General features: G+C 66.6%; 23 protein-coding genes and 1 pseudogene. 17 read left to right on the forward strand and 7 right to left on the reverse strand.

Features of this window, described 5'->3' with window-relative positions; genetic code table 11:
- The 3 genes from F1609_RS23550 to F1609_RS23560 form a co-directional block, all read left to right on the forward strand.
- Window positions 1–467: transposase (locus F1609_RS23550; protein ID WP_167079099.1), on the forward strand; the 467-nt coding region annotated here is incomplete at its 5' end.
- Between the two features lie 265 nt (window positions 468–732).
- The gene (locus F1609_RS23555) at window positions 733–1,197 is read left to right on the forward strand and encodes a carboxymuconolactone decarboxylase family protein (protein WP_167079218.1); all 465 of its coding nucleotides are present in this window, start codon (window positions 733–735) and stop codon (window positions 1,195–1,197) included.
- Between the two features lie 67 nt (window positions 1,198–1,264).
- A complete protein-coding gene (locus F1609_RS23560; RefSeq protein ID WP_167079100.1) occupies window positions 1,265–1,645 on the forward strand; it encodes a MerR family transcriptional regulator in 381 nt (126 codons plus the stop codon).
- A 22-nt stretch (window positions 1,646–1,667) separates the two neighbouring features.
- Here the strand turns inward: F1609_RS23560 and F1609_RS23565 are convergent, their stop codons facing one another.
- Window positions 1,668–2,534, reverse strand: a complete 867-nt coding sequence (locus tag F1609_RS23565) for an oxidoreductase (protein ID WP_370661663.1) — start codon at window positions 2,532–2,534, stop codon at window positions 1,668–1,670.
- A 178-nt stretch (window positions 2,535–2,712) separates the two neighbouring features.
- Here F1609_RS23565 and F1609_RS23570 point away from each other — a divergent pair, with 178 nt between their 5' ends.
- The 9 genes and pseudogenes from F1609_RS23570 to F1609_RS23605 all read left to right on the forward strand — a co-directional run bounded on the left by F1609_RS23570 (window position 2,713) and on the right by F1609_RS23605 (window position 11,743).
- Window positions 2,713–3,627, forward strand: coding sequence for a LysR family transcriptional regulator (locus F1609_RS23570; protein WP_167079102.1), 915 nt, complete (start codon window positions 2,713–2,715; stop codon window positions 3,625–3,627).
- A 142-nt stretch (window positions 3,628–3,769) separates the two neighbouring features.
- Window positions 3,770–6,511 (forward strand): hypothetical protein, encoded by a 2,742-nt coding sequence (locus F1609_RS23575; RefSeq protein ID WP_167079103.1) that lies wholly within the window; start codon window positions 3,770–3,772, stop codon window positions 6,509–6,511.
- On the forward strand, window positions 6,511–8,487 hold the full coding sequence (locus F1609_RS23580; protein WP_167079104.1) for a hypothetical protein: 1,977 nt from the start codon (window positions 6,511–6,513) through the stop codon (window positions 8,485–8,487). Before F1609_RS23575 ends, F1609_RS23580 begins: the two co-directional genes overlap by 1 nt.
- Window positions 8,488–8,561: 74 nt before the next feature.
- Window positions 8,562–8,975: a hypothetical protein gene (locus tag F1609_RS23585; protein WP_167079105.1), complete on the forward strand. Its 414-nt coding sequence runs from the start codon at window positions 8,562–8,564 to the stop codon at window positions 8,973–8,975.
- 226 nt (window positions 8,976–9,201) lie between these two features.
- The gene (locus F1609_RS35410) at window positions 9,202–9,552 is read left to right on the forward strand and encodes an antibiotic biosynthesis monooxygenase family protein (protein ID WP_167079106.1); all 351 of its coding nucleotides are present in this window, start codon (window positions 9,202–9,204) and stop codon (window positions 9,550–9,552) included.
- Between the two features lie 215 nt (window positions 9,553–9,767).
- Window positions 9,768–9,896 (forward strand): annotated as a pseudogene (locus F1609_RS34760) (IS5/IS1182 family transposase); the annotation flags it as partial.
- Between the two features lie 141 nt (window positions 9,897–10,037).
- Window positions 10,038–10,337, forward strand: coding sequence for a hypothetical protein (locus F1609_RS23595; RefSeq protein WP_167079107.1), 300 nt, complete (start codon window positions 10,038–10,040; stop codon window positions 10,335–10,337).
- 62 nt (window positions 10,338–10,399) lie between these two features.
- Window positions 10,400–11,164: an SDR family oxidoreductase gene (locus F1609_RS23600; RefSeq protein ID WP_167079108.1), complete on the forward strand. Its 765-nt coding sequence runs from the start codon at window positions 10,400–10,402 to the stop codon at window positions 11,162–11,164.
- Window positions 11,165–11,242: 78 nt separating this feature from the next.
- Window positions 11,243–11,743 (forward strand): DUF2199 domain-containing protein, encoded by a 501-nt coding sequence (locus tag F1609_RS23605; protein ID WP_167079109.1) that lies wholly within the window; start codon window positions 11,243–11,245, stop codon window positions 11,741–11,743.
- A gap of 4 nt (window positions 11,744–11,747) precedes the next feature.
- On the opposite strand, the gene F1609_RS23610 is transcribed toward F1609_RS23605, so the two are convergent.
- Window positions 11,748–12,485, reverse strand: coding sequence for a DNA-binding protein (locus F1609_RS23610; RefSeq protein ID WP_167079110.1), 738 nt, complete (start codon window positions 12,483–12,485; stop codon window positions 11,748–11,750).
- Window positions 12,486–12,682: 197 nt separating this feature from the next.
- Here F1609_RS23610 and F1609_RS23615 point away from each other — a divergent pair, with 197 nt between their 5' ends.
- Window positions 12,683–13,162, forward strand: a complete 480-nt coding sequence (locus F1609_RS23615; protein ID WP_167079111.1) for an arsenate reductase ArsC — start codon at window positions 12,683–12,685, stop codon at window positions 13,160–13,162.
- A 19-nt stretch (window positions 13,163–13,181) separates the two neighbouring features.
- The gene (locus F1609_RS23620; protein ID WP_167079112.1) at window positions 13,182–14,462 is read left to right on the forward strand and encodes an arsenic transporter; all 1,281 of its coding nucleotides are present in this window, start codon (window positions 13,182–13,184) and stop codon (window positions 14,460–14,462) included.
- 52 nt (window positions 14,463–14,514) lie between these two features.
- Here the strand turns inward: F1609_RS23620 and F1609_RS23625 are convergent, their stop codons facing one another.
- Window positions 14,515–15,126 carry a DUF2238 domain-containing protein gene (locus F1609_RS23625; RefSeq protein WP_167079113.1) on the reverse strand — a complete coding sequence of 204 codons (612 nt, stop codon included), beginning with the start codon at window positions 15,124–15,126 and terminating at the stop codon, window positions 14,515–14,517.
- Window positions 15,127–15,275: 149 nt separating this feature from the next.
- Between F1609_RS23625 and F1609_RS23630 the strand changes: the two genes are divergently transcribed.
- Window positions 15,276–15,785: a GNAT family N-acetyltransferase gene (locus F1609_RS23630; protein ID WP_167079114.1), complete on the forward strand. Its 510-nt coding sequence runs from the start codon at window positions 15,276–15,278 to the stop codon at window positions 15,783–15,785.
- Window positions 15,786–15,798: 13 nt separating this feature from the next.
- Here F1609_RS23630 and F1609_RS23635 read toward each other — a convergent pair whose 3' ends face one another.
- Window positions 15,799–16,296 carry a hypothetical protein gene (locus F1609_RS23635; protein ID WP_167079115.1) on the reverse strand — a complete coding sequence of 166 codons (498 nt, stop codon included), beginning with the start codon at window positions 16,294–16,296 and terminating at the stop codon, window positions 15,799–15,801.
- 121 nt (window positions 16,297–16,417) lie between these two features.
- On the opposite strand from F1609_RS23635, the gene F1609_RS23640 reads away from it, so the two are divergent.
- Window positions 16,418–16,684: a hypothetical protein gene (locus tag F1609_RS23640; protein WP_167079116.1), complete on the forward strand. Its 267-nt coding sequence runs from the start codon at window positions 16,418–16,420 to the stop codon at window positions 16,682–16,684.
- A 16-nt stretch (window positions 16,685–16,700) separates the two neighbouring features.
- A complete protein-coding gene (locus tag F1609_RS23645) occupies window positions 16,701–17,132 on the forward strand; it encodes a DUF3592 domain-containing protein (protein WP_167079117.1) in 432 nt (143 codons plus the stop codon).
- 13 nt (window positions 17,133–17,145) lie between these two features.
- Here F1609_RS23645 and F1609_RS23650 read toward each other — a convergent pair whose 3' ends face one another.
- The 3 genes from F1609_RS23650 to F1609_RS23660 all read right to left on the reverse strand — a co-directional run bounded on the left by F1609_RS23650 (window position 17,146) and on the right by F1609_RS23660 (window position 21,642).
- Window positions 17,146–19,593 carry an FtsX-like permease family protein gene (locus F1609_RS23650; protein ID WP_229422020.1) on the reverse strand — a complete coding sequence of 816 codons (2,448 nt, stop codon included), beginning with the start codon at window positions 19,591–19,593 and terminating at the stop codon, window positions 17,146–17,148.
- 7 nt (window positions 19,594–19,600) lie between these two features.
- The gene (locus tag F1609_RS23655; RefSeq protein ID WP_167079118.1) at window positions 19,601–20,281 is read right to left on the reverse strand and encodes an ABC transporter ATP-binding protein; all 681 of its coding nucleotides are present in this window, start codon (window positions 20,279–20,281) and stop codon (window positions 19,601–19,603) included.
- Window positions 20,282–20,349: 68 nt separating this feature from the next.
- On the reverse strand, window positions 20,350–21,642 hold the full coding sequence (locus F1609_RS23660) for an efflux RND transporter periplasmic adaptor subunit (protein WP_229422021.1): 1,293 nt from the start codon (window positions 21,640–21,642) through the stop codon (window positions 20,350–20,352).
- Window positions 21,643–21,708 lie beyond the last annotated feature (66 nt).

Raw genomic sequence — 21,708 nt, forward strand, 5'->3', positions numbered from 1 at the left:
CAGTCGATGAGACTGCCCACATCGTCGTGGCGGCAGAACTCGTCAACAGTGCCGCCGATAGTGGTCAATTGGCGACGGTGCTGGCGGCGGTAAAGCGCAACGTCGGTGACGATGCTGAGCTGGTGCTCGCCGATGCAGGCTACCGCTCGGAAGCAATGCTCGAGCAACTACGCGACCACCCGTCCGAACTGATTGTGGCACTCGGCCGGATTGGCAAGCAGGAAGTGGTGATCGATCCGAAAAAACGGCCTCTGTGCGCTGCCATGGCAGAGAAGTTCAAATCCGTGACAACGCAGGCGGCTTACCGAAAACGCAAGTGGATCTCGGAACCGCCCAACGCCTGGGTGAAAAGCGTACTGGGTTTCCGCCAATTTAGCATGCGAGGACTGGCCAAAGCGCAGGCCGAGTGGAAACTCGTCTGCACCGCGCTGAACTTGCGACGAATGGCAAAAATGATGTACGCGTAGACCTGGAAAGGGCGAAAATCGCCCAATTCGAGGCCGGAAGCTTCTATTTCATTCGACTTTCGCACGCGAAAGTGAATCGCTATCGACGGCGGCGAAGACGCGCCTGGCATGCTCAGCGAAAAAACTGTCTGCCGCGCAGACTCCTAGCCTGTGCTTGCACGGCGCATCAACGCCGTGCATCCGTGACGCGCTTTCGCGCACGGCAACGGCAGTGGTGAAGGAGAGCGCGATGACGACGACAAGGTTGGCAATGACGGCGGTATGGATGGTGGCGGCGGCATTCACGGGCGCCAGCGCCTGGAGCGCGCAGCCCGACAGCAGAAGGCAGCGTGGCGAAGACACCATGCTGAAGACCACCGGGGCCGAAGGCAGGCAAGTGGTCGATTCGCTCCGGCGCATCTCGCCCGAACTGGGCGACTGGATCGTCGATTTCGCCTATGGCGATGTGTTCTCCCAGCCCGGTTTGTCCCTGTGTACCCGCGAACTGACCACCATTTCCGCGCTGACCGCGCTGGGCAACGCGCAGCCGCAGCTCAAGGTGCACATCGACGGTGCCCTGAACGTGGGCTGCAAGCCCGAGGAGATCATCCAGGTGATTAACCAGATGGCTGTCTACGCGGGTTTTCCGGCTGCCTTGAACGGCATCGCCGCAGCCAGGGACGTGTTCGAGAAGCGCCGTGTCGGCCCCGCTTTCAGCGACCCGGCGCAGCGTAAAATCCCGCCAGGCTAGCCAGCTTGTGCCTTCTTGCCGATGCCTCTATAGTGCCTGGACGCACTTACCTTGTGAGGACACGACCATGGAATCCCATCTGAGCATCGACGAAGCGTCCAGGCGCACCGGCTTGACGGCTTACACGCTGCGCTACTACGAGCGGATTGGCCTGCTCGCGCCGGTCGGGCGCGCCGCCGGCGGCCAGCGGCGCTACGCCGCATCCGACATGGCCTGGATCGGATTCCTGCTGCGCTTGCGAACCACACGCATGCCAATCGGCAAAATGCAGGCCTTCGCGCGACTGCGCAGCGCGGGCGACGCCACCGTGCCCGATCGGCGCCGGATGCTGGAGGAACACCTGGCCGATGTTCTTGCAGAAATCGAAGCGATGCGCCAGTCCGCCGACGCCTTGAAGGAAAAGATCGAGTACTACCGCGTGTTCGCGCAATCGCTGGCGCCCGCATAGCGCCAGCGCTGCGCTGGCGGCCTTACAGCGCGTCCAGCGCCTGCAAGGCCGCAGCATCGAGCCGCAGCGCGCCGGCCGCCACGTTCTCGCGCAGATGCGCCACCGACGACGTGCCCGGGATCACCAGGATATTCGGCGCGCGTTGCAGCAGCCAGGCCAGCGCCACCTGCATCGGCTTGGCATCCATGCCGGCCGCCACCTCGTTCAAGGTGTTTGACTGCAAGGGCGAAAATCCGCCCAAGGGGAAAAACGGCACGTAGGCGATGCCCTGCGCCGCCAGCGTGTCGATCAGCGCATCGTCGCCCCGATGCACCAGGTTGTAGTGATTCTGCACGCAGACGATCCCGGTAATGGCCTGCGCCTCGGCCACCTGGCCCGCATCGACATTACTCAGGCCGATATGCCGCACCAGCCCATCCTTTTTCAATTCCGCCAGCACCTCGACCGCTGCGCCGATCGACGATCCATCGGCGCCTTCCAGACCCGGCGCGCGAAAATTGACCACGTCGAGCGCATCGAGTCCCAGGTTGCGCAGGTTGCTGTGCACGGCGTCAAGCAGTTGCTGCGGCGCCGCCGCCGGCAGCCACGACTGGTCCGCCCCGCGCAGGAAACCGATCTTGGTCACGATGGTCAGCCCGTCGCGGTACGGATGCAGCGCTTCCCGGATAATCTGGTTGGTCGCATGCGGCCCGTAAAAGTCCGAGGTGTCGATATGGTTGATGCCCAGTTCGACCGCCTCGCGCAGCACGGCCACGGCGGCGGCGCGGTCTTGCGGCGGGCCCCACACATGCGGGCCGGCCAGCTGCATGGCGCCGTAACCGATGCGGTTGAAATGACGGTCGCAATGGGCCGGGGTAAATTGGTCCTGGGAAGGCGAATAAGTGTTCACGAAAAATCCTTTGCTGGGGTTGGACAGGTGAGCGTGCGGCCGGCGCAGCGGGTGCCGGCCGTTACATGGACAAAGCATGGACAAAGCATGGACAAAGTCTAGCGGGGATCGGTGCATGTGATAATCGGGGTAATCGCGCACGGGCTGTACACAATTGCGCACAATAAGGATGGCACCGATGAGCACTGAACCCCCTTCCATGGCCGATTTGTCGACCTTTGCGCTGGTCGCGCAGCAGCGCGGCTTTCGCCAGGCCGCGCGCATCAGCGGACAGTCGGCATCCAGCCTGAGCCAGGCGGTGCGGCGGCTGGAAACCCGGCTCGGTATCCGCTTGCTGGAACGCACCACCCGCAGCGTGGCGCCGACCGAAGCCGGCGCACTGCTGTTGAGCCGCCTGCAACCGGCCCTGGCCCAGGTGAGCAGCGCGCTCGACGTGCTCAACGAGCTGCGCGACAGCCCGCGCGGCACCTTGCGCCTGAACGTGCCGGTGAGCGCGGCGCGCCTTTTCCTGCAACCGATGCTGAACCGCTTCATGGCGCTGTATCCGGACATCATGCTCGACATCGTGGTCGACAACAATTTTGTCGACCTGGTCGCCAGCGGCTGCGACGCCGGCATCCGCTACGGCGAGCGCCTGGAACAGGACATGATCGCGCTGCCGATCGGCCCGCGCAGCGAGCGCTTCGCCCTGGCCGCCGCGCCCGCCTACCTGGCGCGGCGCGGCGTGCCGCAGCACCCGCGCGACCTGTTGCAGCATGCCTGCCTGCGCGGCAAGTTCCTCAGCGGCCTGGTGTATCCATGGGAGTTCGAGCGCGACGGCCAACGCCTCACGCTCGATCCCGCCGGGCCGCTGATCTTCACGCCCACCGTGGCCGACCTGGCGGTCCAGGCCGCCGTCGAGGGACATGGCCTGGTGTACCTGTTCGAAGACTGGCTCGCGCCCTACCTCGCGGCGGGCCAGTTGCAGCCGGTGCTGCAAGCGTGGTGGGTGAGTTTTCCGGGCCCGTTCTTGTACTACGCGGGGCGGCGCCAACTGCCCGCACCCTTGCGCGCTTTCATCGACTTCGTCCAGTCGCCGGCAAGCGCCCGTTAAGCTCGGCCGCATTCGGCCAATGCCAGCCGCGTTAGCATTTTTTTACCATTTCCGCCACAGTGACAATGTGTGAGATTTCCACGTAAATACACCTCCTATACTCAGTGAGTCACTTGTTCGATGTTCCCTGGAAGGATGCAACATGGACTCTCTACGCCCGCTCCCACCCCGCTTTCAGCCGCGCCCGGTACTCACCGCCATTTCCCTGCTGCTACTCGGCTGCACCACCCTCGCCGCCGCGCAAACGGCGCCCCCGCGCGGGCCCGGTCCGTCGGAAATCGTGTTCCCATCGATTGATCCGCCCGGCATCAAGCCCGCCCGCGCGCCGCAGGTCGACCTGCGCGCCTTGCCGAAGGGCGCGCAGGTATCCTTGCCCAGCCAGGACATGGGCCACATTTTCATGCGCGTGCCGCCCACCCTGGCCGGCACCCAATCCTCCACCGAGGTGGCCGATAAAGTCATCGCGCCGCTGCTGGCCGCGCTCAAGTTTGAAGGCGGCTTGCGCCGTCTCGGACGCGCCCCCGAAGCCGGCCTGGCGCAGGTGCGCCCGCAGCTGGCCGGCATGGCCGAGCTGCTCGCCACCGAATACCAGGGCAACGAAAAATCCACCCGCCCGCGCACCCTCGACATGGTCGACGCCTTCCTCGGCAAGCGCCCCCCCACCGACGATGTCGAACGCAACCTGCTCATCGCGCGCGGCCTGACCTTCGCCCAGTTCAAGGCCGACATCGAACGCCAGGAAATCGTCTATCCCTTCATGCAGGTCGAAGGCGGCGTGCCGATCGAGCACACCATGCTGCTGGCCTCGCGCTGGGAAGGCCAGGGCATCACCAGCGTGCGCGGTTCGCTCATCAACCGCTACACGCTCGCCAACGCCCGTCCGCAAAGCGCCGAAGGGGCCGAGCTGCGCGCCTATGCCGCCCTGAAAGGCGTGCGCGGCATCGACAGCGTGGACGGGCGCCGCGTGACCGACGGTCCCGACCTGGTGCTGCTGCCATATGGTAACGACGCCGCCGGCGGCGTCTCGCTGCGCTACGCCTGGCGCATGGTGGTCGAGGGCGTCAGCTTCGGGCGCCCGGTGCCGTTCCGGGTCTGGTCCGACGCCGCCAGCGGCGCCATCCTCAAAATGCGCCCGCTCGTCTCGGACGTCACCGCCACCGGTACGGTGTGGCGGCGCGATCCCGGCACCGGGGCCAACCAGGTGCGCAGCTTCGCGGTCGATCCCGCCGTCGGCGGACAGTACACGCTCAAGCTGGCCGGCGTGGCCTCGCGCGTGGACCACCAGAACGACGGCTTCGACGCCCAGGACGTGTCGGTCTCGAGCACCCTGGGCGGCAGCAGCGCCACCCTGGCCAACTTCAACCAGGCACCGATCAACAACGGCGCCGGTGGCATCTGTTCCAGCGGCGGCAACCCGGGCTTCCAGCAAGTAAACTATTTTGGTGTGTTCCACCTGAACTGGAAGCAATCGATTTCCCACGGCATCTTCACGCCCTTCCCGACCAACCCCTGGAACCCGCGCCTCGAATCGGTCTCGGCCGGCTGCAACGCCTGGTCCAGCATGGACTTCGGCGCCTGCCAGGGCTACTTCGACGCCGCCTGCCCGAACTTTTCGGATGGCACCGCGAACGCCCCCAACTACATGAACTTCGCCCACGACAACACCATCGTCGGCCACGAACTGGCGCACAACGCGGTGCAGCGCTTCACCGACGGCCGCCCCGCCAACTGGTGCGGCGTGGCGCCGTGCGCCATGCCGGTGGGCATGGGGTTGATGCACGACCTGGCCGACGCCTGGGCCGACCATTTCGATAACACCAACTGCACCGCCGGCTGGACCGCCAAGAACCTGGGCGGCGTCAACGCCAGCAACAACTGCCAGGGCAGCCGCGGCCACCACGAGGGCGGCGGCCTGCCGCGCCTGCACGAGGTCACCACGCCGTTCAACCCCGCCACCCCGGGCGACCATTTCCCCGAGCACCGCGACCTCGCCAGCGGCCCCTACGCCGACATGCAGATCGGTTCGGCGATCCTGTGGCAGGTGCGCGAGGGCATGCGCAGCAAGTGCCGCCCGTCCGGGCATCCGCAGTATTTCGTGCGCTTTACGCGCGCGCTCAAGAACGCCGGCCTGTCCGGTCCGGTGGGCGCGGGCGACCGCGGCATCTATAACCTGTTGCGCGACCTCGAACTCGAAATGGTCGAGCAATGGGCCACCTCCGGATTGCCGGGCGGGCCGCCGGCCTTTGCCCACAACGGCAACCACACCACCAACAAGGTGCTGGCCGGGTTTGCCAAGGGCGGGGTGTTCGCCGTGCCCTCGGCCTGCATCGACGGCGATCCGGGAACGTCCGACGCGGCCATCTGCCCCAGCGGTGAAAATGGCGGCGACGCCGTGATCGACATGAACGACAACGATCCCGGCGACGACATGGTGGTGGACGGCATTACCCACCGCGAAACCGACTTCCTCAAGCTGGGCGGCGCCGCACCCACCTTCCAGGTCTGGACCGGCCCGCGCTTCCGCTTCACCGGCACCAGCGCGCGCCCGGTCAGCGGCACCGCGATCTGCAACGCCAAGTTCATAGTCGAAGCCTCCACCGACCAGGCCTTCTCGCCGGCCTCGACCGTCAACAGCGGCTGGCTCAACGTCGACCTCAACACCGCCACGCCGGCGTCGCCCGAATGCTCCGGCACCTGGACCCCGAACGCGGCCCAGTGGACCACCCTGCAGGCCGGCGGCCACCTGACGCGCCTGTACTACCGCACCCGCACGCGCGATGCGCTGGACGCCAACGAAAGGGTGTCGACCTCGCCCGGCGCCGGCCTGTGGACCGTGCCGCCGCCGTACGCCGTCATTACCACCACGGGAGGATCGGACTACTGATGCGCATTCCATCGAACCGTACCGGGCGCCTGATCGGACGCCTGGTCGCCGCCCTGCTCGCCACTCTTGCCTGTGGCCAGGCCGCCGCCGCTGCTCCTTTGCCGGCGGCGCGCCGGGTGCTCGATCCACCCTTGGCGGGCGCCGCCATGACGGTGGTCGACGGCCGCCTGTGGGTGGCCAGCCGTGGCGGCGGCCTGATCGGTTTCGAGCGCGGCGCGCGCAGCATGCGCTTCGATCTGGGCCAGGGCTTGCCCTCGGCCGTGGTGCAGGAACTGGCCAGCCTGCCCGACGGCCGCCTGGCCGCCGGCACCCAGGCCGGGCTGGTCCTGCTCGACCCGCGCACCGGCAGCAGTACCGCCATCGCGCCGCCCGGCACGGAGGGCCACGGCATGGCCGCTGACCTGGTGCTGGCGTCCAGCCGGGGCAGCTCGCTGTTGTTCCAGCTCAGCGCCCGCGAGCCCGACGGCGCCGAAGGCCAGGCTAGCGCCTCGCTGTGGCACTGGGACGGCGCGCGCGTGCAGGCCTGGAACCCGGGCCTGGGCGGGGCGCTGGTGGCCACGGCGGGCACGGTGGAGCGCAGCGACGGCTGTTTCCACGTGGCCGGCATGCGCGTCGATGGCGCCGCGCAACAGCCCTGGTACGCGCGCCAGTGTGGCGCCGCGCTGCGCACCTTTCCCCTGGCCGAGGGCGTACCGGCCGCCACGGTCGGCATTGCCGCCCTGGCGCGCGCGCCCGACGGCCGCTCCACCACCCTGGTGATGGTGACCCAGCCGTCGGCCGATCCGGCTTCGCGCCGCCACGTCCTGATGACCCTGGACGAAGACGGCCGCCTGGCGCCGCACTGCTCGCAGGCCAGTTTCAGGGAGCCGGTGACCGGGCTGGTGCATGCTGGCCCCGAGCTGATCGTCGCCCGCGCCGGCGCCGGCGTGCATGCGCTGGGCTGCGGCGAGCCCAGGGCGCTGTCCGACGATGCGCGCGTGGGCAACGTCACCGCCTTGACCCACGATGCCCGCCTGGGCCTGCTGGTGGCCACCGACGCCGCTGTCTGGCAGCTCGGCGCCGGCGGCGCGCCGCTGGCCATGACGCCTGCGTCCGGGCGCGAGATTCCCGTCGACGCCCTGCCGATGGAAGCGAAGGCGGGCGGCGCGCTGGTGCTGCTCAGTTCGCCCATTGACGGACCGCTCGAACTGGCGCGCACCCCGGGCGGCTGGCGCGTGGTGCGCCAGTGGCGCGCCGGGATCGACCTGCCGTCCGCCGTGTACGGGCCGGCCGCCTACGCCGGGCCGGACCAGGTGCTGGCGGTGCAACTGTCGCAGGGCCTGCTGCGCCTGCGGCAAGGGCAGGTGCAAGCGGTGCCGCTCGAGGCGGGCGCGTTGCCGCTCGATGTGGCGGTCACGCCAGGCGGAATATGGGTCGCGGCCGGCAGCACGCCGTTCGGCGGCGCGGCCGGCCTGCACTACCTGGCCAACGAGGGCGGCGCGCGCTTCGTGGCCCTGCCCGACCGCCAGGCGCAGCCGAGCGGACGGCTGCTGGCCTGGCCCGACGGCCGCGTTTGGGCCGGTACCCGCATTGGCATCATCGAGGCCGATCCCAAGGGCGTGGCGCGACGGGTGTCGACGGACCGGGTCGAAGCCTTGTTCCGCAATAACGCGCGCAATATCATCGGCGCGGTGGGCGCCAGCGTGCAGCGCTGGGACGGCGAACGGATGGTGCCGGTGCTGTTTGCAATCGAGCCCAAGCCGGCGCGCGCGCTCGGGCATCCGGTCGACCTGGTGATCGACGATGCGGGCCGCTGGGTGATTCTGTTTTCGGGAGGCCAGCTGGTGCTGCTCGATGTCCAGCTGCGCCATGTGGCCACGCTCGACGAGCGATCCGGCATCCCGCCGTCAAGCCGGCGCCTGCTGTATGTGCCCGGCTCGGGCGAAGTGCTGATCGGCTCGGCCAGGGAGGGGCTGTTTTCGCTGGGCTGGCCTTGAGGTGGCAAGCGGTTGTTGGCGCGCGTTCCATCGCAGAGGTAATATTCGGCTATGACAACCTTCCGAAAGCGACGATGACCAATCCGTTGAGCATTAACCAGGTTCTCGACCGGCTGGCGGCATTGGAGGGGCAGCCGGTGGAAATCGACGGCATCCTGTGGGCCGATGACCAGGGCGGTTATGCGCTCATGCACTATCCCAAATCCGAGCGGCAGCCCAGGTTTTTCAAGGGGGGAAGCGACTACCCGCCGGACATCTGGATCGCCTTTGGCGCAGGCAGCCTGCAGCCGAATCTTGCGGCGCTCAGGCGCTGGGAAGGCAAGCGCGTGCGCATTCACGGACTGCTTCGCTCAGTGCAAAACGTGCCGGAGTTTGGCGATCTGCGCGGGGGCGGCTTCGGTCCGTGGGGATCGTGGCCGGCCGAGATCGTACCGTATATTTTGCAGCGCGTCTCGGCCGATGAACGCAGGCAAGCCGTGCCGCAATAAGGCTTGGTTCGTCGGGAGGTCTTCTGTTTCCACGTGCTTAAGAGCGCCTGATAAAACCCTGTAGTTACCTCAGCAGCAACAACCGCGTACACTGAGCCGTTCCGGCAGTCCGCTACCGGCCAGAAGCGGCCATAGACACAACGTGGGAATGCGGAAATTTTAGAGACCGCCCTCACACGAAGACCGGCACGAAGGGACACAATCGGCCACAACCCGAAAGGATGTTATGCACGCGATTTACTTTAAATGGAAAGTAGTCTCTGGTCGTGAGCGAGACTTCGAGCACGCCTGGCTGGAACTCACCGAACTTATACGCGATGAGCGAGGCGGTCTAGGGTCGCGTTTGCATCGGTGCGCCGACGGCCACTATTTTGCGTATGCCCAATGGCCGTCCGAACTCTTCTGGGCTACACAACCCGAGCCTACTGCACGCATGGTCGAGCTGCGAAACCAGATGCGAGAATTCGCTGAACTTGTAGATGGCCCACTTCGGGGTGACGTCGTTGCCGACCTCCTGATATCAGGAGCTGCCGACCAAGGGGAACAGGCTGGCGATAGCATTGACAGGCCCGAGTGACCGCTTTGGGGCGATAGCGGACGTACACGACCCACATCCTGGCACCAAGATAGCGCCCGTGCTCGCAGACGAACTGATGCCATGGCCCAGGCACTTCTGTCTGAAGACCCCCTGGTCGCTTGTAGCAGATCATCTCCCGACCCGTAGCCCATCGCTGAAAGGCGCAGACCGCGCATCAGCGATCGCGCAACCCGGCCCGGGATCCTATTCGTGGGTGGCTTCAGCGCTTCCGAAGACTGCGCATTCGATATGCGCGACGAGCAGACATCCATTAAGCGTTCCTTTCGCTTGCCTGCCCGCTCATCGGTTGGCGGTATGTCGAACGGTTTTGTCAGGCGTTCTGAGGCAGATCAAACTGTTGCCCTCTATTTTTGACGCGTATTTCTCGGCGTCATAGTATTGATCATAGGTAACATTTGATCGGCAACCATCGTGGCGTCCCTGCAAGCGAAACTCGCCACGCACCACTCCAAAGGAAACCCCTCATGCAAGCTGATGCACCCATGTCCGCCCACGAAAAACGCCTGCTGCATGACTTCCTGTACCGCCGTCCCAGGCATCTGACGACGGTGAACGGCCTCGTCGGCGCCATCGTTATCGCCCTGTTTATCTGGATGTTCCCCGAGAGCTTTGCGCACCTCGCGGTCGGCGGCCTGGGCGGCGCATTGATCGGCGTCTACTTCGAGCAGCGCCACATCCTGGAACTGCGCGGCATTTTCAAAAAAGCCTGTGCCGGCCATCCCGACGCCAGCCCCGCCGTGGACACAACAGCAAGAAACGGATAGATCGCCACCCCCGCCTTGCCTATGCTGGAACTCCGAACGACAACCAGCAAAGGAATCGGCAAATGAACGCATTATCAGGAAAAGTGGCGATTGTGACCGGGGCAAGTTCCGGTATCGGTTACGAGACGGCCAAGTTGTTCGCGCGCGAGGGCGCCAAAGTGGTGGTCAGCGCGCGCCGCCAGGCCGAATTGGACGCCTTGGTCGCCGAAATCGCCGGCGGCGGCGGCGAAGCGATTGCCGTGGCCGGCGACATCGCGCATGAAGACACCGCCCGCGCCCTGGTGGAAGTGGCCGTCGGCAGCTTTGGCGGGCTCGATATTGCCTTCAATAACGCCGGCATGACGGGCCAGGCCACGCCGCTGACCGAACTCTCTGTCGCCGACTGGAACACCATCCTGGCTACCAACCTGAGCAGCGCTTTTCTCAACGCCAAATACCAGATTCCGGCCATGCTCAAGCGCGGCGGCGGTTCCCTCATTTTCACCTCGACCTTCGTTGGCCACACGGTGGGCTTTCCGGGCATGGCCGCCTATGCGGCAAGCAAGTCGGGCCTGATCGGCTTGATGCAGGTGATTGCCGTCGAATATGGCGCGCAGGGCATCCGCGCCAACGCGCTGCTGCCGGGCGGCACCGATACGCCGATGGGGCGCGCGTTCGCCAATACGCCCGAAGCGCGCGCCTTTGTCGAAGGCCTGTATGTCCTCAAGCGCCTGGCGCAGCCGCAGGAAATCGCGCGCTCGGCGCTGTATCTCGCTTCCGACGCCGCCAGTTTCACGACCGGATCGAGCCTGATCGTCGATGGCGGAGTATCGATCAACCGGACGTAACATATTGCAGGATTGCCAACGCGGGCGCGCCGTGACAAGATGACTGTCCACTTCCTCCATCGAAAGGCGCGTCCCGCCATGTTTTTTTATCAATGCAGCGCATGCGGCGAGCTTCACGAAGGCATTCCCAGCTATGCCGCAATGGCCCCGCTCAGTTACGAACACGTTCCCGAAAGCGAACGCGCGGCGCGTTGCCAGCTGGGCAGCGACGATTGCGTGATCGACGGCAGCAGTTTCTTCGTGCGCGGCTGCATCGAGATTGCGGTCGAGGGCGAAGAAGAACCGTTCGTGTGGGGCGTGTGGGTGTCGCTGAGCGCGGCAAGCTACCAGGCATGGGTGGACGCTTACGAACTCGACAAGCGCGCACACATCGGCCCCTTTTTCGGCTGGCTCAATACCAGCCTGGCGCCGTATCCGGATCTGGGCAATTTCAAGACCCATGTGCACCTGCGCGACAACGGCATGCGTCCGATCATCGAGCTTGATCATACCGAGCGTGTGCTCTCGATCGAGCAGCGCGACGGCATCAGCCGCGCGCGCCTGGCCGAGATCCTCACCTTGATGAGGCACGGCCAGTAGACGCTTACTGCCTGGCGCGCAGCACTTCCAGCTCGGCGCGCAAGGCGCTGCGTTCGGCGTTCGAGGCGTCGAAGCGCGCCCGCAGTTCCTTGATTTCGGCCTCGAAATTGTCGCGCGCGGTCACCGCGCCGATCAGTTCCATCTCGGCCGTCAGGCGCGCATCCGACACGCTTGCCTGCGACGCCACATTGCGCTCGATTTGCGCGCGCAAGTCCACCAGCTGCTCGTTCTTGCCTTCGATGGCCAGCTGATCCTTCGCCTTGCCGACCAGCGCCTCGGTGGCCACCAGACGCGCATTGCGCAGCTCCATCGTCAGGCGCTGGATATCCTCGTCGCGCTCGGTCACGGTCGCCAGCGCCTGGTCGCGCGCGATGGTCATGCCGGTCAGCTGCGAACGCAGCTCGTCGCGCTCGGCTTCGAGCTGCTGGCTCGACGCCAGCAGGTCCGCCATGTCGCTCTCGGACTGCGCCAGCGCTTCGCGCACGCCAGCGCCAGCCTCATGCGCGAACTGCTGCGCCCAGTTGCCCAGGGCGCTGGCCACCGAGGGCGGAATCTCAGCCGAGGGCGGCGCCGGCGGCGTGGCCTCGCTGGCGCGCCATTCGATCAGATGCTGGTGAATCACGTTGGGCGAACCGGTGCCGAGCGCCGCGCGCACCGCGTCGATGCTGGCCCGCGTACCGTCTTCCTGCAAGCTGATGGCTGCCGCTGCAACCTCCTCGTAGGTAACTTCCTGACGTGCCATGGCATCTCCGGTATAGATCTCGTTGTCGATAGCTAACATCATACGCTGCCCGCCTCATCCGACGCGCACCCTTCTCCTTGTAGCGCATTCCCCACATTCGCGCCAGCGCTTCCATTGTTTTGACGTTTCCAGTAAAATCGAAATGAAGCTGCGCGAGCGCGCATTCGGCTCCCAACCCACCGACATCGGACTCTGGCATGAACATCCTGTTTCTCTGCACCGGCAACTCGTGCCGCTCGATCCTGAGCGAGGCGATCTTCAATCACCTCGCGCCCGAGGGGCTGCGCGCCATCAGCGCCGGCAGCAGGCCGGCCGGGCGGCTGCATCCGCTGGCCGTCGCCCTGCTGGCGCGCAAGGGCATCTCCACCGAAGGCTACAGCAGCAAATCGTGGGACGGCTTGCCCGTCGCGCCGGACATCGTCGTCACCGTCTGCGGCAGCGCCGCCGGCGAAACCTGCCCGGCCTACCTTGGCCCGGTATTGCGCTGCCACTGGGGCGTGGACGACCCCAGCCATGTCAGCGGCAGCGACGCGCAGATCGACGCCGCCTTCGAAGCGGCCTACGCCCTCATCCGTTCCCGCATCGAGGCCTTCTTGCGCTTGCCGCTGGAGCAGTTGCAACGCGATCCGGTCCGCTTCAAAACCGAGCTCGACCGCATCGGCGCCCTGCACGCCTGAACGCCGCAAGGATCATGCCGTGCTCGCCGCTTCCCTGATTTTCCTCGCCACCCTGGTCCTCGTCATCTGGCAGCCGCGCGGGCTCGGCATCGGCTGGAGCGCCGCCGCCGGGGCGCTTGCCGCCCTGCTGGCCGGCGTGGTCCAGCTTGCGGACATTCCCGTGGTCTGGCACATGGTGTGGAACGCCACCGGCACGTTTGTCGCCGTCATCATCATCAGCCTGCTGCTGGACAAAGCCGGCTTCTTCGAATGGGCCGCCCTGCACGTGGCGCGCTGGGGCAAGGGCAATGGCCGCCGCCTGTTCATCCTGCTGGTGCTGCTTGGGGCCGCCGTGGCCGCGCTGTTCGCCAACGACGGCGCCGCGCTGATCCTCACCCCGATCGTCATCGCCATGCTGCGCGTGCTGCGCTTCTCGGCGCGCGCTACCCTGGCGTATGTGATGGCGGCCGGCTTCATCGCCGACACAGCCAGCCTGCCGCTGGTGGTCTCGAACCTGGTCAACATCGTTTCGGCCGATTACTTCGGCATCGGCTTCGCGCGCTACGCGGCGGTGATGGTGCCGGTCAACCTGGTCTCGGTGGCGGCCACCCTGGGCGTACTGCTCTGGTTCTTCCGCAAGGACATCCCGGCCGATTACGACCTGGCGCAATTGAAGCGCCCGCAAGAAGCCATCCACGACCGCGCCACCTTCATCACCGGCTGGTGGGTGCTGGGCGCGCTGCTGGCGGGCTTCTTCTGGCTTGAACGCCTCGGCGTGCCGATCAGCGCGGTGGCCGCCGCCGGCGCCCTGCTGTTGCTGGTGGTGGCCGCGCGCGGCCACAAGATTTCCACGCGCGAGGTGATCGGCAACGCGCCGTGGCAGGTCGTCGTGTTCTCGCTGGGGATGTACCTGGTGGTCTACGGGCTGCGCAATGCCGGCCTGACCAGCTACCTGACGGCGCTCTTGAATCAGTGTGCGCAGTACGGCGTGTGGGGCGCCGCGGTGGGTACCGGCTTGATCACCGCCTTCCTCTCGTCGATCATGAACAACATGCCGACCGTGCTGATCGGCGCCCTCTCGATCGACGCCACCGCCAGCAGCGGCGCGGTGCGCGAAGCGATGATCTACGCCAACATCATCGGTAGCGACCTGGGGCCGAAAATCACCCCGATCGGCAGTCTCGCCACCTTGCTGTGGCTGCATGTCCTGGCCAGCAAGGATATTCGTATCTCGTGGGTGTATTATTTCCGCGTTGGCATCGTGCTGACCTTGCCTGTGCTGCTGCTCAGCCTGGCCGCGCTGGCGCTGCGCCTGTCGTAAATCCAAGCGCTGCTGGCCGCGCGACGCGCCTGCGCGACCAATCCCGACGCCCTCAGGCCCGCCTTGGGGCCCGCAGGGCCGGCCAGGCCCACAGCAGGCTGCCCACGGTCGCCAGCATCATGTCCTTGTGCGCATCCCATATATCGCCCTGCTGGCCGTTGTAGGCCTCGGCATCGTTGTCGGACAAGCTCATCGCGATGGCGAACTCGAACCATTCGTACCAGAGGCTGGTGACCATGACGGCCGACACCGCAATATAGAACGCCAGGCGCGTCGACAGGCCGCGCCGCGCCGTCAGGTACGAAATCGCCGCCGGGGTCAGGCACAGGCCGTACAGGAAGTGCACCAGCCGGTCGGCGTGATTGCGGGTCCAGCCGAAAGCCTGGTCGATGGACACGTCGAACAGCGCCCGTCCCCACGCATCGTAGGGCACATTCGAATACAGCCAGCGCGCCGCGATCGAATGCACCGACAGGAACACGGCAATGAGCAGGAAGTCGCGCCTGGTGATGCCCCAGCGCGCGGAAAACCTCCACAGCAGCGCAAAGCCGATCACCGTGAGGGAACTGTGCAGCGCCTGTTCCATCGGCCACGGCGGATTGATCCAGCTGGCGGCGAAGATGAGCAGCATGATGAAGGTGGAGATGCGCTTGGACGGAATCATAGGCGTGAGAAGGAATTGAACAAGAACCAGCCCGTGCCGGCGGTTCGCTACCGACGCTATGGTATGCGATGCGGCGGCACTTCTTGTCGAGAATATTTTCCCGGCGCTTCGGTTATGATCGTTTTCCATCTTCACCCATCGACCCGACCATGCATCTGCGCCGCCTGACTCCTTCCGATGCATCCGCGTACCAGTCGCTGCGCCTGGCCGCCCTGCGCGAAAGCCCCACCGCGTTCAGTTCCAGTTACGAGGACGAGTGCGATACGCCGCTGTCCACGATTGAAGCGCACATGGCGCCGGACTCCGGTCGCAACCGCTTCGGCGCCTTTGACGGCGAGGCCCTGGTCGGCGTCGTCGGCGTGGGGCGCGAGGGCGCGGCCAAGCTGCGTCACAAGGCCTTCGTGGGCGGCATGGTGGTGGCCCCGGCGTGGCGCAACAAGGGCGTCGGCCGCCAGCTGCTGGCGCACGCGCTGGCCTTCGCCGACGCCATGCCAGGCGTGCGCCAAGTCACGCTGACCATCACCGCCGGTAACGCCGCGGCGCTGGCGCTGTATGCCTCCATGGGATTTCGCGTATTCGGGCAGGAGCCGCGCGCGCTGTGCGTCGACGGCGTTTTTTACGACACCATCTACATGCTGCGCGAGGCCGGCGCGCCCTGAGCGCCGCACCGTTTCACCACAGGTGCGTTTGAAGATCGATGCGCGCCAGCGGCGCCTTGCTGGCCATGAGTTCATTGGCCCGGTACGGCGGCCCATGAAAAATGTTGAAGACCAGCTTGTGATAGACCCAGGTCTCCTCCTGCGCCACGCGAAAATTGGCGACGATGCGTACCCAGTTGTTCGCTTCCAGCAGCACGCTGGAGACGGCTTTCCTCGGCCTGCGCTGCGCCGCATATCCAAAGAAATCGACGTGCGCGCCCGCATCATCGAGCTCTATCGCCAGTGGAAAGCGCTCCTGATACTGCTGGGCGAACCGCACCACCGGCGCCGCGCGCCGCATGGCGAATTGCTGGGACTCGTGGAACGTCGCCAGGTGCAGCAGCAGCGCATCGTCCAGCGCGCAGTCGGGCACCGGCACCCGCTCCGGCACGGCATTGCGCGCGCTTGATCCGGGCGCACCACGCGAGGCGCCGCTCCATACTGTGTCGATTACCTGGATCAGTGTCTGCACGCGCGGTCCGCCATGGATGAATGTGTGATGCGATTCTAGCGCATGGCCTTCCTTTTCCGGAGCGGCATCGCGCCACGCGGTAAGATGGCGGCCAACCCTTCCCGCTCATGAAAGAAGCACCATGTTCGATCCACTGAACGGCGCGATCGTCTCACTGGGGGCCGCCATCGCCGCCACCGGCCTGTTCGCCGACCGCTGGCAGCCAAAGCCCGAGTCGATGCTGCAAACCTACGCGCCTGGCAGTCACATGCCCGCGTCCTATTGCCCCGAGCGGCCGGAAGAAGCGGTGCTGGTAACGTCCGTGTATCCGGCCGTGATCCTGGTGCTAGGCATCTGCGTCGGGATGGCGCTGTTCACCGGCTTCCGGTACCTGTTCTCCTACGCCTGAAGCGCCGCGCCACAGCATGGATACCGTCACGTTCATCGGCTATTTTCTGGCCGCCCTCGCCGTCCTCATGGCCGTCGTGTTCGCGTTCCAGCTGCGCCAGTGCTGGCGGTCGCTATCGTGGCCATCGGCGGTGGCCGTGATTCTTACGTCCAGGACGACGAAACTCGACGAAGACGATAGCTACGACCTTGCCGTCACTTACGCATACCGCGTCGCCGGCTGCGATCATGTCGGCACCCGCATGCGCTTTACGGGCACGAACGTACTTTCCCAGCGCAGCCTCACGAAGCTGACCCGCAAATACGCCCCGCACGCGGTCGTCCATGTCTACTACAGCCCTGCAAGACCCGGCGAATCGGTACTGGAACCGGGCTTCACGTGGAGCCTCCTCTGGCCCCTGTTCTGGCTCATCATGTTGACCGGGCTTGCATGGCATCAGTTGCGGTGAATGCGCCGCTTCGCTACACCCGCAGCGCATCCGACGCCATCATGCGCATCGCCAGCCACGCATGGCGCGCCACGGCCGCCAGCGCCACCGCCACGGTCGACGCCAGCGCGAACAGCAAGGTCCAGTAGCCGATCGGCGCGTGTTCGACGTAGGTGGCCAGGTAGCGCTCTATCGCGAGCGCCGCCAGCGGCAGCCCGATTGCCGCCGCCACCAGCATCAGGGCGCCGATCTCGCGCACCACCAGCAGGCCAATGGCGGCCGGCCTTGCGCCATGCAGTTTGCGCAGCACGATCTCTTTCGCGCGCCGCTGCACCGTGTGCGCCGACAGCACATAGGTACCGAAAGCGGCAATCGCCAGCGCGATGCAGGTGCCGATGGCAAGCAGCTTGGCCACGCGCGCGTCTTCCGCGTAATTGAGCGCCAGGATTGCGCCGGCCCGCTGCGTCCTGATCATCGCGTCCGGAAAATACGCCGGCCAAAGGCGCCGCACCGCCGCCTCCACCGGCGCCATCTCGCCGCTGGCGCGCACGGAAAGCGTCATCCCGGCGGTCCACAGTTCGTACGCCATCGCATGCGGGGTTTCGCGCAGCGACTGGAAGCGCAGCTCCGGCGCAATGCCGACCACGCGCTTTTCGATGGTCTTGTTATCGAAGCCGGTAAACAACAGCGTTTGTCCCAGCGCCGCTTCGGGCGTGGCAAATCCCAGCTCGCGCGCGGCGATCGCGTTGAGCACCAGCGGCACCGGGTCGTCTTCCTTGTCGGTGCGCGCCGAAAACAGCCGTCCCGCGCGCGGCGCAATGCCGTACTGCTCGAAAAACGCCGCGCTGACCGACTTCATTTGCATCGACGCGCTGATCCCGCCCGGGCGCTTGAGGTCGCGCAGCCACGACACCTGGTGGCGCCCGACCGCGTCTTCCGAGATGGCGCTGCCGGCCACCCCCGGCTGGGCCGACAGGGCCGCGATGAAGCTGCGCGCCCGCGCGCTCTCGCGCACCGTGTCCGGCAGGTCGACGATCAAGAGCGGGGCCGGATCGAAGCCCGGCGAGACGCGCATGGCGAACGCGGTTTGCCAGGCGATGGCCAGGGTGATGCTGGCCAGGCCCATCGCAGTGGCCACCTGCACCACCGTCAGCACGCGCCGCAGCTGCATGCCGCGCACCGATTCGCTGTCGCCGCGCCCGGCCAGCACCACGCCCGGGCGCACGCGCAGCGCAATCGACGCGGGATAAACCGCCGTCAGCGCACCCAGCGCCACGCCCAGCACCAGCGCCGCGCCGATATTGGCGGCCGAGAGCATGCCATCGAGCTTGCGCTCGACCAGCTGCGCGAACAGCGGCAGCGCCAGCCACGCCAGCAGCAGCCCGAGGCCGGTCGCCAGCAGCGCCACCAGCATCGACTCGGCCAGCATCTGCAGCACGATCTGGCGCATGCCCGCGCCCAGCACCTTGCGCATGGCCACCTCGCGCTGGCGCCCCAGCACGCGCACCACCGCCAGGTTCACGTAATTGATGGCGGCCATGGCCAGGATCAGCGCCGCCATCGCGCCCAGCGCGGCGATCACCACCCGGCTGCCACGCTCGCCGGCGGCGCTGATCTCGTTCTGGCCGACGTCGCGGTCGAAGTAAGCGTCGCGCAGCGGCGACAGTGCCACATCCATCACCTTGCGCTTGCCGAGGCGCTGCCTGGTTTCGGGCGGTATGTCCTGCACTCCCGGCGACTGGTCCACCGCCTGCTGCAGCGCGGCGGTCAAGGCTGGCACCGAGGCGCCCGGATCGACCCGCACCAATACCTTGCCCCACCAGCCGGCTTTACCGGTCGCCATCTCCTCTTTCACATGCGCCTCGGCCAGCACCGAGCGCACGCCCACCAGCACCTCGAACGGAATGGTGGTGTTGGCGCCGGGAGTGCGCAGCACCGCCGCTACACGCAGTAGATTGCCCTCGACCAGCATGGTGCGTCCGATGGCATCGGCCGTGCCGAAGTGGCGCAGCGCCGCTTCTTCGGTGATGGCAAAACCTTCCGGCTGCTCCAGTGCCAGCGTGAGGTTGCCGCGCAGCGCCTGCAAACCCAGGATCTCGGCGAAGCCCGGCATCACGGTCAGCCCGTCCATTGCATGCAGCTGGCCGTCGATGCGCGCCGTCAGGCCCATGATGCGCGGCCGGGTCGGAATGTAGGCGGTCGAGGCCAGCACGCCGGGAGCGCGCGCGGCGGCCAGGCGCAGCAGCATCGGCGCCTGGTCGAACCACGGCGACTTGGGATCGACGTTGAAGCGCTGCTTGACGATGTAGACATGATCGGCGCCCGGCACGCCGGCGTTGTACTGCCACGAATAGCGCACGAAGCCGAGCAGCAGCAGGGCGGCCGCAGAGCCCACCCCCAGTCCGGCAATGACAACCAGCGAATACGCCGGGTCCTTGAGCAAGGTGCGCCAGCCGATGCGAAAATCTCTCAGTGTCATCATGGCCGCCTCACGCCGTCTGCATGGCATCGACCAGGATGCGCCCGTCCAGCAGGCGCAAGCTGCGCGAGGCCTGCGCCGCGTGCGCCGGCGAGTGCGTGACCATCACGATGGTGGTGCCTTCGGCGTTAATCTGGCGCAGCAGGCGCATCACGTCGTCGCCATGCGCGCTATCGAGGTTGCCGGTCGGTTCATCGGCCAGCAGCAGCGCCGGGTTGGCCACCAGCGCGCGCGCGATCGCCACGCGCTGCTGCTGCCCGCCCGACAATTGCGACGGCCGGTGCCTGGCGCGGTGCGCCACGCCCAGCTTGTCGAGCATCGCGCCGACGCGCTCGCGCCGTTCCCTGGCCGGCACGTTCATGTAGTCGAGCGCCAGTTCCACGTTCTCGGCCACCGACAATTCTTCGATCAGGTTAAAGCTCTGGAAGATGAAGCCGATGCGCCCGCGCCGCAGCTTGTTGAGCTGCGCTTCGCGCCAGCCGGCTACGTCCTGGCCGTCGAACCAGTACTCGCCGCTGTCGGGCGTGTCGAGCAATCCCAGCACCGACAGCAGGGTCGATTTGCCGCAACCGGACGGCCCGGTGATGGACACGTATTCGCCGGCATCGATATCGAGCGTAATGCGGTCGAGTGCCGTGGTGCGCACGTCGCCGCCCTGGAACGTTTTGCTGACGTTTTGCAGCTTGAGCATGCCGTCCTTCCGGTGTGGTGTGGGGTGGTTCATTGTGTCATCTCCGCGTCGATCCCATGTGAAAAAGTCTATTCCGTCAATTGCAGCCGAGCCGCCTTGCCGTATGCCGCATACGACGAGACGATCACCCGCTCCCCGGGCGCCAGGCCGCCCAGCACCTCGACCTGGCTGTGGCTGCGGCGCCCGCTGCGCAGGGCGCGCCGGGTGGCCGTCTTGCCATCCTGGTCCAGCACATACACCGCCACGCCGCCGCTGTCGTTGATATACGCGTCGTTCGGCAGCAGCAGCGCGTCGCTGGCGCCGCCCAGGGTCACCAGCGCGTCGGCCGCCTGGCCGGGAGCGAGCGTTGCGCCCTGGCCGCCGGCGAACGCCAGTTCCAGCGTAAAGCGGCCCTCCTTGATCTGCGGGTAGATGCGGCTCACCGTCAGCGCATGCGCGCGCCCGTCGATGGTGGCCGTGCCCTGGCGCCCCACGGCTACCCGGTTCAGGTAATACTCGTCCACCTGGGCCGTCAGCTTGAACCGGTCCACGTCGTCGATGCGGCCCAGGTGCTGGTCCGGTTTCACGGTCTCGCCCACCTGCAGATGAAAATCGGTCAGGCGGCCCGACACCGGCGCGCGCACCGCCAGCGCGTCGATGGTGGCGTTGACCAGTTGCAGGCCCGCTTCCAGGCGGCCGATGGCCTGTTCCATCTGGCGCACCGCGTCGCGCTGGGTCGTAGCCTCGCTCCTGTAGCCGGCCTTGTCGCTCTGGTACAGGCGGCGCTGCTGCGCCACGCGGTCCAGCGAATCTTCCAGCGCGGTGGGCGAGACGAAGCCCTGCTGCGCCAGCGCCGCGCTGCGCGCGTGCTGCTTTTCGGCCAGCGCCAACGCGAACGCCAGCTCGGCGCCGCGCCGTTCGCGTTCCATGCGGCTCGCTTCGAGGGCGATGCGCAGGTTGGTCAGGTTCGAAATCTGCTGCGCGTGCTCGGCCTCGCGCGCCAGCAGGTCCAGCCGGCGCTGCGGGTTCGACAGCCGGAACAGCACCTCGCCCTTGTCCACCAGTGCGCCGTCGCGCGCGAAGATTTCTTCCACCCGCCCCGATTCGACCGCGTCGAGCATCACCGAATGCAGCGGCGCGGCGGTGGCGCGCAGGGCCACGTCGTCGCGGAACACGCCGCGCGCCACGGTGGCGATGCGGGCGTCGGCACGCGCCACCTGCAAGCCGCGCGGGATCTGCTGCCATAGCGCCGCCGCCCCTGCCGCCAGCGCCAGTGCGACGGCGGCAGCGGGCAGCCAGCGCCTGGCGCGCCGCCGTGGCTGCGGCTGGTCCATGGCGGCGCCGCTGCTGCGTTCGGGTTCTGGGGCGATCGGAACAATCATGGCGACTCGGCTTGTGACGTAATGCGGGAACTGATCGCAACATCCGTGCCATGCGCACCGCAGGGG

It is taken from the genome of Massilia aquatica (assembly GCF_011682045.1).
Taxonomy (GTDB): domain Bacteria; phylum Pseudomonadota; class Gammaproteobacteria; order Burkholderiales; family Burkholderiaceae_D; genus Telluria_A; species Telluria_A aquatica.

Coding starts and splice junctions, on each gene's coding strand:
- F1609_RS23640 (WP_167079116.1), top strand. CDS start 16,418: ATGTTCGATCCACTGAACGGCGCGATCGTCTCACTGGGGGCCGCCATC.
- F1609_RS23615 (WP_167079111.1), top strand. CDS start 12,683: ATGAACATCCTGTTTCTCTGCACCGGCAACTCGTGCCGCTCGATCCTG.
- F1609_RS23650 (WP_229422020.1), bottom strand. CDS start 19,593: ATGATGACACTGAGAGATTTTCGCATCGGCTGGCGCACCTTGCTCAAG.
- F1609_RS23655 (WP_167079118.1), bottom strand. CDS start 20,281: ATGCTCAAGCTGCAAAACGTCAGCAAAACGTTCCAGGGCGGCGACGTG.
- F1609_RS23630 (WP_167079114.1), top strand. CDS start 15,276: ATGCATCTGCGCCGCCTGACTCCTTCCGATGCATCCGCGTACCAGTCG.
- F1609_RS23605 (WP_167079109.1), top strand. CDS start 11,243: ATGTTTTTTTATCAATGCAGCGCATGCGGCGAGCTTCACGAAGGCATT.
- F1609_RS23585 (WP_167079105.1), top strand. CDS start 8,562: ATGACCAATCCGTTGAGCATTAACCAGGTTCTCGACCGGCTGGCGGCA.
- F1609_RS23625 (WP_167079113.1), bottom strand. CDS start 15,126: ATGATTCCGTCCAAGCGCATCTCCACCTTCATCATGCTGCTCATCTTC.
- F1609_RS23610 (WP_167079110.1), bottom strand. CDS start 12,485: ATGGCACGTCAGGAAGTTACCTACGAGGAGGTTGCAGCGGCAGCCATC.
- F1609_RS23575 (WP_167079103.1), top strand. CDS start 3,770: ATGGACTCTCTACGCCCGCTCCCACCCCGCTTTCAGCCGCGCCCGGTA.
- F1609_RS23645 (WP_167079117.1), top strand. CDS start 16,701: ATGGATACCGTCACGTTCATCGGCTATTTTCTGGCCGCCCTCGCCGTC.
- F1609_RS23570 (WP_167079102.1), top strand. CDS start 2,713: ATGAGCACTGAACCCCCTTCCATGGCCGATTTGTCGACCTTTGCGCTG.
- F1609_RS23660 (WP_229422021.1), bottom strand. CDS start 21,642: ATGATTGTTCCGATCGCCCCAGAACCCGAACGCAGCAGCGGCGCCGCC.
- F1609_RS23600 (WP_167079108.1), top strand. CDS start 10,400: ATGAACGCATTATCAGGAAAAGTGGCGATTGTGACCGGGGCAAGTTCC.
- F1609_RS35410 (WP_167079106.1), top strand. CDS start 9,202: ATGCACGCGATTTACTTTAAATGGAAAGTAGTCTCTGGTCGTGAGCGA.
- F1609_RS23595 (WP_167079107.1), top strand. CDS start 10,038: ATGCAAGCTGATGCACCCATGTCCGCCCACGAAAAACGCCTGCTGCAT.
- F1609_RS23555 (WP_167079218.1), top strand. CDS start 733: ATGGTGGCGGCGGCATTCACGGGCGCCAGCGCCTGGAGCGCGCAGCCC.
- F1609_RS23560 (WP_167079100.1), top strand. CDS start 1,265: ATGGAATCCCATCTGAGCATCGACGAAGCGTCCAGGCGCACCGGCTTG.
- F1609_RS23580 (WP_167079104.1), top strand. CDS start 6,511: ATGCGCATTCCATCGAACCGTACCGGGCGCCTGATCGGACGCCTGGTC.